Here is a 13679-nt window from a genome sequence, read left to right as displayed (position 1 = left end):
GAATCCAGGATCAAATAATGATTGGCAAAGTGCAGAATAGTGACCTTATTTTTTCGCTGTCCAGATTCTGTGTTGATATGCGCAGGTAGGGGAAATATGCCGCGCCCGCCGTTTTTTGCTAGCTTTGTCTTGCGCGAAATTAAGGCTAAAATGTCATTGCGTAAACGAGTGTTTACGCAATGGGTTGTAAAGGTCCGGGAAAGTAAAAAAGGCGTTAAGAACCGAGTTGATGATGTTCAAAAGTATTCAGTAATTGCTGAATAAATTCCAGGCGTGCCATCCTCTCGTTCAGGTTAGTAATGAATTTCAATTTAGCGGGGCCATCTAACCGGTAAATTTCAGGCTGTTTCTGTAACAGGCCGATCAGATAAGTTGGATCAACTTTATTATTTTTCTCACTAAATTCGATGAAACCGCCTTTTTCATGGGCTTCTATGCGCTTAATCCCTAATTTCTGAGCGGATAAACGAATTGCCGCCGATTGTAATAAATGGCGTCCAGGATCAGGTAATGTGCCGAACCGGTCTATCAATTCAACCTTTAATTCTGCTAATTCCGATTCGTCTCTGGCGCTGGCAATACGTTTATAGAAAGATAAACGCATATTGACCTCAGGTATATAATTATCAGGTAATAAAACAGGCATACGCAATTCAACCTCCGTCTGACTATTCGCCAAGTCTTCAAGTGAAGGTTCACGACCCGTTTTTAGTGTATTAACCGCATTTTCCAATAGCTCCATATAGAGTGTGAAGCCAATCGTTGTCATCTGACCACTTTGTTCTTCACCGAGAAGTTCACCGGCTCCGCGGATCTCAAGGTCATGGGTTGCCAGTGCAAAACCCGCGCCCAAATCCTCAAGGGAGGCGATGGCTTCCAGACGTTTGTGTGCATCGGTTGTCATGGCTTTTGGATGCGGCGTCAGAAGATAAGCATAAGCCTGATGATGAGAGCGTCCGACACGTCCTCGTAGCTGATGCAATTGAGCCAGGCCGAAATGGTCAGCACGTTCAATAATGATGGTATTGGCACTTGGAATATCAATACCTGTCTCAATAATGGTGGTGCAAATCAGGACATTAAACCGCTGATGATGGAAATCAGTCATCACCCGTTCCAAATCTCGTTCACGCATTTGCCCATGACCAACGGCAATCCGTGCTTCCGGTACTAACTCTTCGAGGCGCAGTTTCGCTTTCTCAATATTTTCGACATCATTATAGAGATAGTAAACTTGACCACCGCGCAAAATTTCACGCAACATCGCCTCCCGAACAACCAGGCTGTCATATTCGCGCACGAACGTTTTGACCGCCAGGCGACGGGCGGGCGGTGTCGAAATGATCGAGAGATCTCGCATACTACTCATGGCCATATTGAGCGTTCGTGGAATAGGGGTTGCGGTAAGTGTCAAAATATCCACATCGGCGCGCATCGCTTTAATCTGCTCTTTATGGCGAACACCAAACCGGTGCTCCTCATCGACAATTAACAAACCCAGATCTTTCCAGTGCAGGCCACTTTGCAGCAATTTATGAGTACCGATAATAATATCGACTTTACCTTCGGCTGCCATTTCAACGACTTGTTGCTGTTCTTTCGCGCTGCGGAAACGGGATATCATTTCAATACGTACCGGCCAATTCGCAAAGCGGTCACGGAAATTATCAAAATGTTGTTGAGCCAGAAGCGTTGTCGGAACCAATACCGCCACTTGTTTGTCATTATGGACTGCCAGAAATGCAGAGCGCATTGCAACTTCGGTTTTACCAAATCCCACATCGCCGCAAACCAAGCGATCCATCGCTACGGGTTGACACATATCATTGAGGACGGCGTTAATCGCCTGCTCTTGATCTGGTGTAGTTTCAAATGGAAAGCTCTGACAGAACAATTGATATTGTTCCCAATCATGTTTAAAAGCAAATCCTGGTTTTACGGTGCGGTGAGCATAAATATTAAGCAGCTCCGCAGCCACGTCGCGTACTTTTTCAGCCGCTTTCTGACGGGCCTTGCTCCATGCCTCTCCGCCCAATTTATGTAATGGTGCATTTTCATCTGCGCCACCGGCATAGCGGCTAATCAGGTGCAGGGAAGACACCGGAACATAGAGTTTGTCTTCACCGGAATAGCTCAGGATCAGATATTCAGCCTTGATCCCTCCGGCTTCCAGAGTGGTTAACCCTTGGTAACGGCCAACGCCATGTTCCAGATGGACCACTGGCTGACTGGGGCGTAATTCTGCAAGGTTACGGATCAGGGTATCTGTATTGATGGTGCGGCGGGTATCCTGACGGCGGCGTACAACACGCTCACCGAGCATGTCACTTTCACAGATCAGCGCAAACGCATTCTTTGCATCAATAAAACCATGTTCAGCCGCACCAATCATCAAAAAGTAGCCTGATGATTGTGCTTCATGTAATTTGCTGATTTTAATTGGCTTGATCTTTATTCGTGACAACAATTCTTGCAATGTTTCTTTTCGGCCTTCGCTCTCAACGGAGAAAATAACGCGGCCACTGAACTGTTCAAGGAAACGGCGAATCTTATCCAGTGGTGCCTTATTTTGTGCAACAACGGCGAGATCCGGCAGTCGCTGATAATCAAGATTGATGTGGCTGGCTTTTTGACTGAGCTCTGCCGTTTTGAGTTGAATGCGGGGCCAGTTTTTCAGCTCTGAGAATAATTTATCAGCCGGAAGCCAAAGTTCTTCTGGTGGTAGGAGAGGACGCATGGGGTCAACTTTACGACTCTCAAAACGTTGTTGAGCATCTTGCCAGAAACGTTCCGCAGCGGGAATTATCTCTTGATTGATAATCAAGGTGTTGTCTGGCAGATAATCAAATAGCAAAGGCAAGGGTTGGTTGAAAAACAGGGGTTGCCAGTATTCTATCCCAGCCGGTAATGTCCCTTTACTGACTTGCTGATAGATGTGCTCACCGTCACGACGAACTTCAAAACGTTCTCGCCACTGGCTGCGAAACAGTTCAATCGTCTCTTTATCCGTAGGGAATTCATGAGCCGGCAGTAAGTTGATTTGCTTGACCTCGGTCAGCGTGCGTTGGCTGTCAACATCGAAAATTCGCAGGCTATCAATTTCATCATCGAAAAAATCAATACGATAAGGGTGCTCGCTCCCCATTGGAAAAAGATCAAGCAGTGCGCCACGGGTAGCAAATTCGCCATGTTCAAGAACTTGTTCAACACTGCGATAACCCGCTTGTTCCAATTCCGTACGCAGTTTATCCCGCGAAAGCCTCTGACCTTTGCACATAACCAGCGCGTGCCCGTGAAGAAACTCATGAGGGCAAACTCGTTGCATTAAGGTATTTATCGGCAGGATTAAAACACCTTTGGTCATGGTTGGCAGACGATAGAGTGTGGACAGGCGATTGGAAATAATTTCCTGATGAGGAGAAAAACTGTCATACGGCAATGTTTCCCAGTCAGAAAGGAGATCAATAGGGCAGTCGGTAAACTGATGGATTTCATCATGCAGACGTAAGGCGTTTTGCATATCCTTGGTTATCAGTACCACAGGGCCTTGATGGCGTTCGACAATTTCAGCACACTCTACAGCATAAGCTGCGCCAGTAAGTTGGCCTAACTGGCGGCTATCACCGCGGCGTTCAGGAAGTTCATAACGGTATTTTGAGGACATAAGCGTTAATGTGTTCTCTATGATTCAGTCCATTCCCAACAGATTTTTCGACTCATAATGGTCTTAAAGTAAACACGCTGGCAGGTTGAGAGAAAATAAAAAAAACCACAGATCCGGGCGTTGGTGGTTCCATAAAGTATAGCTACCCTTTATTATCCCCGAACACTTTGCTTTGGCAACAGGGGAGTAACAGATTTCATGTTTCAATCTGTCTCATTATTTATAGGTTTGCGGTATATGCGTGGCCGTGCGGCTGACAAATTTGGTCGGTTTGTTTCATGGTTATCGGCAATTGGTATTACTCTCGGTGTTGCGGCATTAATTACAGTATTGTCCGTGATGAATGGTTTTGAGCGTTCACTGGAAACCAGTATTCTTGGTTTCATGCCGCAGGCTGTTGTGACGTCGGTGAAAGGTTCTCTGGATCCGGGAAAGCATCCCGCCAGCGAGCTTGCGGATTTGAAACAAGTTAGCAGGATTACCCCCTTGGTGGTGGGAGATGTCGTATTACAAAGCCCCCGCAATGTTGGTGTGGGCGTGATGTTGGGTATCACTGCTGATGAATATGAACCGCTGACGGAATATCTGATCAGCACTTATCGTCAGCAACTGGAACCCGGCAGCTATAATACGATTTTGGGCGAAAAACTGGCCAAGGAGCTTGGGGTAAAACGTGGTGATCGGGTCCGCTTTATGGTGCCGGGTGCAAGCCAATTGACACCGATGGGGCGGATTCCCAGCCAGCGTCTGTTTACGATTGTGGGAACTTTTGCTTCTAACAGTGAAGTAGACGGCACACAGGTTCTGGTTAATCAGCAAGATGCGGCTCGTCTGATGCGTTATCCGCAGGGTAACATCACCGGTTGGCGTCTCTATCTCACAGAACCCTTGGCTGTAGATAGTTTGAGCTTACAAACCCTGCCGGAAGGATTGTTGTGGAAAGATTGGCGTGAACGTAAAGGTGAATTTTTCCAGGCGGTAAGGATGGAAAAAAACATGATGGGCTTACTGTTAAGTCTGATTATTGCTGTAGCTGCATTTAATATCATTACTTCGCTTGGCTTGCTGGTGATGGAAAAGCAGGGTGAAGTGGCGATTTTGCAAACACAGGGACTGGTACGCCGTCAGATTATGACCGTTTTTATGATCCAAGGAGCCGGTGCCGGGATCATCGGTACATTACTGGGAACTGGGCTCGGTGTGCTGCTTTCCAGCCAGCTTAATAACTTAATGCCATTGGTTGGCCTGTTAACCTCCGGGGTTGAATTGCCTGTTGCGATTGAGCCATTACAGGTAGCCACAATTGCAATTTCAGCGATGGTTATCGCCTTGTTATCTACGTTATATCCTTCCTGGCGTGCTGCTGCCATTCAACCTGCTGAGGCTTTGCGTTATGAATAATCAACCATTACTGCTGTGTCATAATTTGTGTAAAAAATATCAGGAAGGGCAAGTACTGACCGAAGTGCTGAAAAATGTCACTTTTGCTATTAAGCAGGGTGAAATGATGGCGATTGTCGGGAGTTCTGGCTCAGGTAAGAGTACACTTCTGCATTTGCTGGGTGGATTGGATACACCGACCTCCGGTGAAGTCCTGTTTAAAGGGCACTCTTTGAATAAAATGTCTTCTAAAGCCAGAGCAGCGCTGCGCAACCATGAATTGGGTTTTATTTATCAGTTTCACCATTTGTTGCCTGATTTTAACGCAATAGAGAATGTGGCTATGCCACTGCTGATTGGCGGAAAAAACCGCAGCCAGGCACAGAAGAAAGCATTGGAAATGTTGGCAGCGGTTGGTCTGGAGAAACGGGCTCATCACCGCCCGTCAGAATTATCAGGGGGTGAACGCCAGCGAGTGGCGATTGCCAGAGCTCTGGTTAATGAGCCGGCTTTAGTTTTGGCTGATGAACCTACTGGTAACCTTGATTTACGTAATGCCGATAGTGTTTTTGAATTATTGGGCGAGCTTAACCGACAGCAAGGCACGGCATTTCTGGTTGTCACCCATGATTTGACACTGGCTGGCAGGTTGAATCGTCAGGTGGAGATGCAGGATGGTTATTTACAGGATAAATTGACCCTGACGGGGGCATTGTAATGGCGAATTTGCCTCTCTCTTTAGTCACTGCCCTGCGATTTAGCCGGGGGCGTCGTCGTGGTGGCATGGTATCCCTGATTTCAGTGATTTCCACGCTGGGGATTATGCTTGGTGTTGCTGTTCTGATTATTGGTCTGAGTGCCATGAATGGTTTTGAGCGGGAATTGAGAAACCGGATCCTTTCGGTCGTTCCTCATGGTGAAATCTATGCGGTCAATCAGCCTTTTGAGCATTGGCGGCCAGCATTGGAACGGGTAAAAAACACAACCGGCGTAGTTGCTACTTCACCTTATATTACTTTGACCGGATTAATGGAAAAAGGTGCCAGCTTACATGCTGTTCAGGTGAGAGGTGTTGATGCAGTCACTGAGGCTCAGGTCAGTTCATTACCACAGTTTGTACAAGATAATGCATGGCAAAACTTTCAGGCAGGTCATCAACAGGTCATTCTTGGCCAGGGGGTTGCTAATGCTTTGAAGGTTAAACGGGGCGATTGGCTGACTGTTATGATCCCGAACAATGATCCAGAAATGAAACTATTGCAACCAAAGCGGATCCGCTTACAGGTCAGTGGGATTTTTCAGCTAAGTGGCTTACTTGATCACAGCCTGGCGTTGATTCCTTTGGCGGATGCACAGCAATATTTGGATTATGGACAGGGGATCACCGGAATTGCGATCAAGGTTGATGATGTGTTTGCCGCGGATCAACGGGTAAGGGCTGCCGGTGAAGCATCACAAGAATATGTCTATATCAGTAGTTGGATAAGAAATTACGGTTATATGTATCAGGATATTCAGATGGTACGCGGCATTATGTATCTGGCAATGATTCTGGTGATTGGCGTGGCGTGTTTTAATATCGTTTCTACACTGGTCATGGCGGTAAAAGATAAAGGCAGTGATATTGCTATCCTGCGAACCCTCGGCGCGAAAGATGGGCAAATCAGAGCAGTTTTTCTCTGGTATGGATTACTGGCGGGTATGGCAGGCAGTATTGCCGGCGCGATAGTTGGCGTGTTGGCATCACTGAATCTGACAGCCCTTATTTATGGCCTGGAAAAACTGATCGGCCATCAATTTCTTTCTGGTGATGTTTATTTCATTGATTTCCTGCCATCTGAGCTACATAGCATGGATGTTCTGTATGTTTTGGTGACAGCCTTGATTCTGAGTTTACTGGCAAGTTGGTATCCGGCCAGACGGGCAAGCCGACTTGATCCGGCGCGAATTTTAAGTGGGAAATAATAAGCCGGCTATTGGCATGAGCTAAACAAAGGCGCTATGGTATAAAAAATAGAGACCTAAGCAGTATTGAGAAATCTTAAAGGAAATCATATGCGTGTTCGTCGTCGGCCTGGTCGGTTTCGTAAGGTTAAGCGTTTGCGGCATCAGCGGTTTCGTAGCCGAATTTTCTATAGGGATAATCGATTGGCACTGAATATGAAAAAACCCTATGTAGTGGTATTGACCGGCGCGGGTATTTCGGCTGAATCGGGTATTCGGACGTTCCGTTCCGCTGATGGATTGTGGGAAGAACACCGGGTAGAAGATGTTGCTACACCTGAAGGTTTTCAAAAAGATCCCGCATTAGTACAGGCATTTTATAACGCCCGGCGTCATCAACTTCAGCAGCCAGAAATCAATCCGAATGCGGCGCATTATGCTTTGGCGGCACTGGAAAATGAGCTTGGCGATCATTTTCTGCTGATTACCCAGAATATCGATAATCTTCATGAGAAGGCGGGTAGTTATCGTATTGTGCATATGCATGGTGAGTTACTCAAAGTCCGTTGCTGTCAGTCTGGGCAAGTGTTCGAGTGGGCAGGTCCTCTGACGACAGATGAACGTTGCCATTGTTGTCAGTTCCCATCACCATTGCGTCCGCATATTGTTTGGTTTGGTGAAATGCCTTTTGCTATGGAACAAATCTACTCTGCATTGGCTCAGGCGGATATTTTCATCGCTATCGGCACTTCCGGGCATGTTTATCCTGCGGCTGGATTTGTGCATGAAGCTAAACTGGCAGGGGCACACACAGTAGAGCTGAATTTGGAGCCGAGTCAGGTAGAAAGTTTGTTTGATGAAAAGCATTATGGGCCAGCCAGTAAGATAGTGGACGAATATGCCCGAAGGTTAATTAATAAGATAAAAGAATTTAAAGCTGATTTGACGCAATAATTATTCTGTTTCTCTTCCTCATAATGGGCAGTCAGGTTCCCGGGGGGAGAGAATAATGGACAGACTACTAGAGCGTTTTTTTAAATACATATCTTTTGATACTCAGTCAAAGCCGTCAGTGAAAACCATTCCCAGCAGTGATGGTCAGCTTGAACTGGCCAACGCGCTGAAACAAGAGCTGACCGAGCTGGGTTTCTCCAATGTGATTCAGAATGATTATGGCTGTGTTATGGCAACATTACCTGCCAATACACCATGGCCTGTACCGGCTATCGGTTTTATTGCTCATCTTGATACTTCGCCAGATTTTCCTGGAAAAAATGTCAGCCCACAAATGCTGGAAGATTACCGAGGGGGTGAGATTGCCCTCGGGGCTGGTGATGACGTGCTATCGCCAGTCATGTTTCCTGTATTGCATAGCATGTTGGGGAAAACATTGATTACCACAGATGGCAAAACGCTGCTTGGTGCTGATGATAAAGCGGGTATTGCAGAGATCATTACCGCAATGGTTCGCTTGAAAAACAGTAATATTTTACATGGTGATATTCGGATAGCGTTTACACCTGATGAACAGACGGGGAAGGGAGCACGCTATTTTGATATTAATTCATTTGATGCTGAATGGGCGTATACCGTAGATGGTGGTGGTGTGGGTGAACTGGCATTTGAAAACTTCAATGCGGCAGTGGTAACAGTCAAAATTGTTGGCAATAATGTTCACCCTGGTAATGCTAAAGATGTCATGATCAATGCCTTATCGCTGGCAATTTGTATTCATCAGGCATTGCCATCGCAAGAAACACCGGAACATACCGACGGATATGAAGGTTTCTACCATCTGAAACGTATTAAAGGTACGGTGGAGCGCGCCGAAATGCACTATATTATTCGTGATTTTGATCGGCATAATTTCGAAGAACGTAAGAAGAAGATGATCAAAATTGCGGAAAAAGCCGGTGAGGGATTACATCCTGATTGTTATATTGAACTGACTATTGATGACAATTATTACAATATGCATGATGAAGTTATCAAATACCCACATGTTATTGAGATTGCCAAACAGGCGATGTTGGATTGTGACATCGACCCCATTATTAAACCTATTCGTGGTGGTACTGATGGGGCACAATTGTCATTCCGTGGTTTGCCATGCCCGAATATATTCATGGGAGGATATAATTATCATGGCAAGCATGAATTTGTTTCATTGGAGGGAATGGAACAGGCTGTAAGTGTCGTCATGCGTATTGCTGAGTTGACTGCACTGTTGTCTAAAAAAGTTGAGAAAAATTCAGGTGCTTTACACTATTGAATAATTTGAACAGATATTAATGGCAAATCCTAGCGCCACAAGTTTTTGCATTTACGTGGAGGTGACTTGGCTGATAAACACGATTAATACAACTTTTGATAACTGCCTCTTAATCGGAAGATCTGATTAAAAGGCAGTGAAGTAATAACCGGGTGAGAAGTGACACAAAATTATTTAAAGGTTCACCTTTTGTGATGAGACATTAATCATTAAAGTACCAGTAGCCACTGTTTACCAATGCAGTGAGCAGCCTGATAAAACGCACATCATCTATTGCTTCACCCAGCATTTTTGCATTAATCACATAATGGTGGCAAAGAACATCAGCGGCTTTAATATGAGGCGTATCGATTAATTCACCGTTCACAAAGCACTGATCACCAATTCTGATAACGCGTAATCCGTTAAGGCGGTGGAGATTTTCACCTTGTTTCATTAATTCATAAATTTCATCACTTTCATAGGGCGGTTCTGGCGGGGCAATATCAAATTCATGCCGAGACTGAGAGATGAATTCGCCAAACCATTGTTGGAAAGTTTCAGGTTGTGCCAATAATTCGTTCATCATTGCGTTCAGCGCAGATAGTTCATGTTGCTGGACCCGTGCCGGGTTTTCGCGGAAGGTCAGATCAGGATCGCTATAGCGATAACTACCTAAATCATTAGCCAGCACATAATCGGCAAAACTACTGAACAGCTCGCGGGAATTGGGCGCACGGAAGCCAACTGAATAATTCAGTGAATCTTCAATCGCATAACCTTCATGGGGAAACCCGGGTGGAATATAGAGAATATCGCCGGGTTCCATCTCTTCATCAATAATGGCATTAAAGGGATCGACCTGTAACAGATCGGGATGAGGGCAGCGTTGCTGCATGGGGATCTTTTCCCCAATGCGCCAATGACGGCGACCTATCCCTTGAATGATAAACACATCATATTGGTCGAGATGCGGGCCAACGCCCCCACCGGGAACAGAAAAGGAAACCATGAGATCGTCCATCCGCCAGTCAGATAACACGCGGAAGGGTTGCATTAATGCGGCAGAAGGATGATGCCAGTGATTAACCGCTTGTACTAGCAGTGACCAATCCTTTTCACCTAAATGATCGTAACTTTCGAATGGACCATGAGAGACATCCCAACGGCCATTTTTCTGGCTGACCAGACGGCAGTCAACTTCATTTTCCATCGCCAGACCTGCCAGCTCATCGGGAGTAAGTGGATCAATGAATTGACGGAAGCCTTGTTTAATCAGTAAAGGGCGTTTTTGCCAGTGATTTTGCAAAAACGCCTGCCAGTCCAGATTCAACTGATAGTCCATAGTGACATCCTGAGTGTGAAGTGAGTTTCAGGATATTATAACGAATGAGTTGAATTGAGTATCAGACTGCACAGGCATATTTAGCAAAAATAGCCGTAAATCTTCGTCCAATGCGGGCGGAGATAGAAGAGTGGAGAGCAGTCGCTTAATCGTCATCATTAATTTGCTGACACCGGAATATGACGCAAATTCTGGCACCGCCAAGCGGGCTGTCACTGATACTGATATCACCGGTATATTGTTCAATAATTTCAGAAGCAATTGACAGCCCAAGCCCCTGACCAGGCCGTAAGGTATCGACACGTTGGCCCCGTTGGAAAATCACTTCCCGTTTATCAATTGGAACGCCTGGGCCGTCGTCATCGACAATAATCATCACCGAGTCATGATCAACAGTGACTGAGATTTCGACAAATTTAAGGCAATATTTACAGGCATTTTCCAGCACATTGCCCATGACTTCCATAAAATCATTTTTTTCACCAAGCCAGGTGATCTCCGGCGATACATCTAACGTCAGGCTGACCCCTTTACGTTGATAGACTTTTGTTAAAGCGCTGCACAGGCTATCCAATAACGCTGGAACAGAAGAAACTTTCCGCATAATAGTGCTGTGTTCGCTGCGCATACTGGCCCGATGCAGGTAATAGCCTATTTGCTGAGAAATACGGCTGATTTGCTCAAGCATGATGGGTTCGGCCTGTTGAATCGTCATTTGCTGACTGTTACGTAAAGAGCGGAGGGTTGATTGCAAAACAGCCAGTGGAGTTTTCAGGCTGTGTGTCAGATCGGCCAGTGTTGTCCGGTATTTTGTATAGCGGTTGCGTTCATTATTGAGCAACACATTAAGGTTACGCACTAATCCTCGCAGCTCGGTTGGTGGATTTTCATCCAGTTTTTCCCGTTCACCTTTCTCCAGCGAGCTGACCTGATGAATCAGCGACTTAATGGGTCGCAAACTCCAGTGTGCTGCCAACCAGATTAAGGGGATAACCAGAATCAGATTGGCAATCAATACATAGCCGAACCATTCCCACACCATAACTGTTTTTTGTAAATCTTGGGGAATAGTATCGATGACGACAATGGTTAACGCTGGCAGATGATCTGTCGCACTGTATCGGTTAACAGAAACGGAGTGGGTCAGCTCATTATCTTCATTTTCGTCGAGCTCGTTAAGTTTACTTAATTGTCCTTGCATAGTGGCCGAGTCTTTTAACAAGTCTCGGCTATTTTTCAGGTTGGTATCCAAATCATATAAACCATCTTCCTTTAACCATTCACTTGGAATCGAGTTTTCTACTTTCGGGAGATGACGTTGACGCCAGAGGATAGTCCCTTTGTTGTTATAAATCAGAACCAGTGATGGGTTATTCAATGTGAAATTGGGGGGGACTGAAATATCCAGTTTATTGTTATTCCACTGGGCAAGACTGAAAAATAGGTTACTCTGACTGCGTAGCAGTGTATAAGCGGTTTTATCAAAACTGACCAGATAGCCGACAATGGCAACAATACCGTAAGACATTGTCAGAGCCAGAATAACGGCGGCAGTCGCCATTAAAAACCGGGTACGGAGTGAGAAAGGCTTCTTTTTGTGCTTTAGCACTGTTTTACCCATCAAAGTTTTACACATCAAAGCGATAGCCTTGACCACGGACAGTCACGATAGCTTCATAAGGCCATATATCTAGTATTTTCTTTCTTAACCGACCGATTAAGACATCAATGGAATGGCCTTCGCGTAGTTCAGCATCGGGGTATAACTGGCGCATTAATGCATCTTTAGTAACCACTTTGTCGCTATTGCACATCAGTATTTCAATAATTCGGTATTCAAACGCGGTTAGTTTAACATTTTCACCATGAATCGTTAATTCTTTGCGTGACAGATCAATTTTGAAGGGGGGAAATTCAATAACCTGAGAAACCAATCCATTATTACGGCGCAGAAGTGCCTGCATCCGGGCAATAATTTCCTCAAGATGAAATGGCTTGGTGACATAATCATCGGCCCCTGCATCAAGAACGGTGACTTTTTCCTGCCAGCTTTCACGGGCGGTCAGAACAAGAATGGGGAGTTTTTCATCTTTCTGACGCCAGCGACGGATCAAACTCAAACCATCTTCGCCGGGCAAACCAAGATCAACAATAGCAATATCTGGTTCGCTTTCTGCCAGATAGTAATCGGCTTCTTTGGCATTTGCCGCAGCATCAACCAGATGGCCTGTGTCACGAAGCTGTACTGTCAAATGATGACGCAGCAGCATGTTGTCTTCAACGATCAATATCCGCATGGAATATTCCTTCTAAAAACACCAACTGGCAGTATTGTAATAATCAATTTATTCAAACTGTTATTGTTATATAGACAAAACTGCCGGTAAAAAATGCAATGCAATGGGCTTGGCTGAATATGTTAGATATATGGATCTGTAACAGCAAGTCATCAAGTAGAAATATAGAATATAACTTCACTATGTGTTTGGGATTGGTTTATAAAAATATTCCTAAATACATAAGCAGAATGTCACACCCCTGCCGGATTGGGGACGTAATATCATTAATAAACTTAAAGAACGGGTATTATTTTAAAAAAAGTATTTTCAGCCTTATCACCACTTTCCAGCATTTAATACATCGCATTCCCCATTGTCAGGATTAAACAACTCGACTTTGATCACATTTCATACCATTCATTCAGACAGATAAATAATTACACATTAGAATAGTTTGTTCATGTCACTATCAGGTTATCACTATTTTCTATGGAAAGATGACCGTTTTATCACCAAAGCCAGATTCACTAAAAAAAGAGAGAGTACGATGGATCAACGCAACACCCCGATGGTCAGGGCCACGAGTTATCTTTTAATTTACCTGACTGCGGTCTATCCGCTTCATCCTGCTATTGCGGCTGGGATAACGCCGGATAACGGCCAAACACAGGTACAAAATCAGGGTAATGTCCCGGTGGTGAATATCGCCACACCGAATGACGCCGGGATATCCCATAACACCTATCAAGAGTTTAACGTTGCCACTCAAGGTGCCGTACTCAATAACGCCACTCAGGCAGCCCAATCACAACTGGC

General features: G+C 45.2%; 10 protein-coding genes. 6 read left to right on the top strand and 4 right to left on the bottom strand.

Annotation, left to right across the window (positions count from 1 at the left end):
- Positions 1 to 214 precede the first annotated feature (214 nt).
- Positions 215 to 3664: a transcription-repair coupling factor gene (mfd, locus tag C5471_RS11195; RefSeq protein WP_133812668.1), complete on the bottom strand. Its 3450-nt coding sequence runs from the start codon at positions 3662 to 3664 to the stop codon at positions 215 to 217.
- Positions 3665 to 3862: 198 nt separating this feature from the next.
- Here mfd and lolC point away from each other — a divergent pair, with 198 nt between their 5' ends.
- The 5 genes from lolC (at position 3863) to pepT (ending at position 9260) form a co-directional block, all read left to right on the top strand.
- Complete coding sequence (gene lolC, locus C5471_RS11190; protein ID WP_133812669.1) at positions 3863 to 5065, top strand: lipoprotein-releasing ABC transporter permease subunit LolC; 1203 nt, start codon at positions 3863 to 3865, stop codon at positions 5063 to 5065.
- The gene (lolD, locus tag C5471_RS11185; RefSeq protein WP_133812670.1) at positions 5058 to 5762 is read left to right on the top strand and encodes a lipoprotein-releasing ABC transporter ATP-binding protein LolD; all 705 of its coding nucleotides are present in this window, start codon (positions 5058 to 5060) and stop codon (positions 5760 to 5762) included. The genes lolC and lolD overlap by 8 nt, the downstream gene beginning before the upstream one ends.
- A complete protein-coding gene (lolE, locus tag C5471_RS11180; RefSeq protein ID WP_133812671.1) occupies positions 5762 to 7009 on the top strand; it encodes a lipoprotein-releasing ABC transporter permease subunit LolE in 1248 nt (415 codons plus the stop codon). Before lolD ends, lolE begins: the two co-directional genes overlap by 1 nt.
- 90 nt (positions 7010 to 7099) lie before the next feature.
- On the top strand, positions 7100 to 7942 hold the full coding sequence (gene cobB, locus C5471_RS11175; RefSeq protein WP_133812672.1) for a Sir2 family NAD+-dependent deacetylase: 843 nt from the start codon (positions 7100 to 7102) through the stop codon (positions 7940 to 7942).
- 55 nt (positions 7943 to 7997) lie between these two features.
- Positions 7998 to 9260 (top strand): peptidase T, encoded by a 1263-nt coding sequence (gene pepT / locus C5471_RS11170; protein WP_133812673.1) that lies wholly within the window; start codon positions 7998 to 8000, stop codon positions 9258 to 9260.
- Between the two features lie 202 nt (positions 9261 to 9462).
- Here the strand turns inward: pepT and C5471_RS11165 are convergent, their stop codons facing one another.
- The 3 genes from C5471_RS11165 to phoP all read right to left on the bottom strand — a co-directional run bounded on the left by C5471_RS11165 (position 9463) and on the right by phoP (position 12881).
- Entirely contained in the window at positions 9463 to 10584 is a 1122-nt protein-coding gene (locus tag C5471_RS11165) for a ribosomal protein uL16 3-hydroxylase (protein ID WP_133812674.1), read from the bottom strand.
- Positions 10585 to 10729: 145 nt separating this feature from the next.
- On the bottom strand, positions 10730 to 12193 hold the full coding sequence (phoQ, locus tag C5471_RS11160; RefSeq protein ID WP_133812675.1) for a two-component system sensor histidine kinase PhoQ: 1464 nt from the start codon (positions 12191 to 12193) through the stop codon (positions 10730 to 10732).
- Between the two features lie 19 nt (positions 12194 to 12212).
- Positions 12213 to 12881, bottom strand: coding sequence for a two-component system response regulator PhoP (phoP, locus tag C5471_RS11155; RefSeq protein ID WP_133812676.1), 669 nt, complete (start codon positions 12879 to 12881; stop codon positions 12213 to 12215).
- Positions 12882 to 13410: 529 nt separating this feature from the next.
- On the opposite strand from phoP, the gene C5471_RS11150 reads away from it, so the two are divergent.
- Positions 13411 to 13679, top strand: a 269-nt coding sequence (locus C5471_RS11150; protein ID WP_166295882.1) for a two-partner secretion domain-containing protein, incomplete at its 3' end; no start/stop codon positions are given.

Source organism: Photorhabdus tasmaniensis (genome assembly GCF_011189505.1).
Classification (GTDB): Bacteria; Pseudomonadota; Gammaproteobacteria; order Enterobacterales; family Enterobacteriaceae; genus Photorhabdus; species Photorhabdus tasmaniensis.
The sequence above is the reverse complement of the archived record's forward strand: the minus strand, read 5'-3'. Positions and strand labels throughout refer to the sequence as shown.

What these genes read in the sequence shown, in the direction of transcription:
- mfd (WP_133812668.1), bottom strand. Translation starts at nt 3,664, where the DNA reads ATGTCCTCAAAATACCGTTATGAACTTCCTGAACGCCGCGGTGATAGC.
- lolC (WP_133812669.1), top strand. Translation starts at nt 3,863, where the DNA reads ATGTTTCAATCTGTCTCATTATTTATAGGTTTGCGGTATATGCGTGGC.
- C5471_RS11165 (WP_133812674.1), bottom strand. Translation starts at nt 10,584, where the DNA reads ATGGACTATCAGTTGAATCTGGACTGGCAGGCGTTTTTGCAAAATCAC.
- lolD (WP_133812670.1), top strand. Translation starts at nt 5,058, where the DNA reads ATGAATAATCAACCATTACTGCTGTGTCATAATTTGTGTAAAAAATAT.
- phoP (WP_133812676.1), bottom strand. Translation starts at nt 12,881, where the DNA reads ATGCGGATATTGATCGTTGAAGACAACATGCTGCTGCGTCATCATTTG.
- cobB (WP_133812672.1), top strand. Translation starts at nt 7,100, where the DNA reads ATGCGTGTTCGTCGTCGGCCTGGTCGGTTTCGTAAGGTTAAGCGTTTG.
- pepT (WP_133812673.1), top strand. Translation starts at nt 7,998, where the DNA reads ATGGACAGACTACTAGAGCGTTTTTTTAAATACATATCTTTTGATACT.
- lolE (WP_133812671.1), top strand. Translation starts at nt 5,762, where the DNA reads ATGGCGAATTTGCCTCTCTCTTTAGTCACTGCCCTGCGATTTAGCCGG.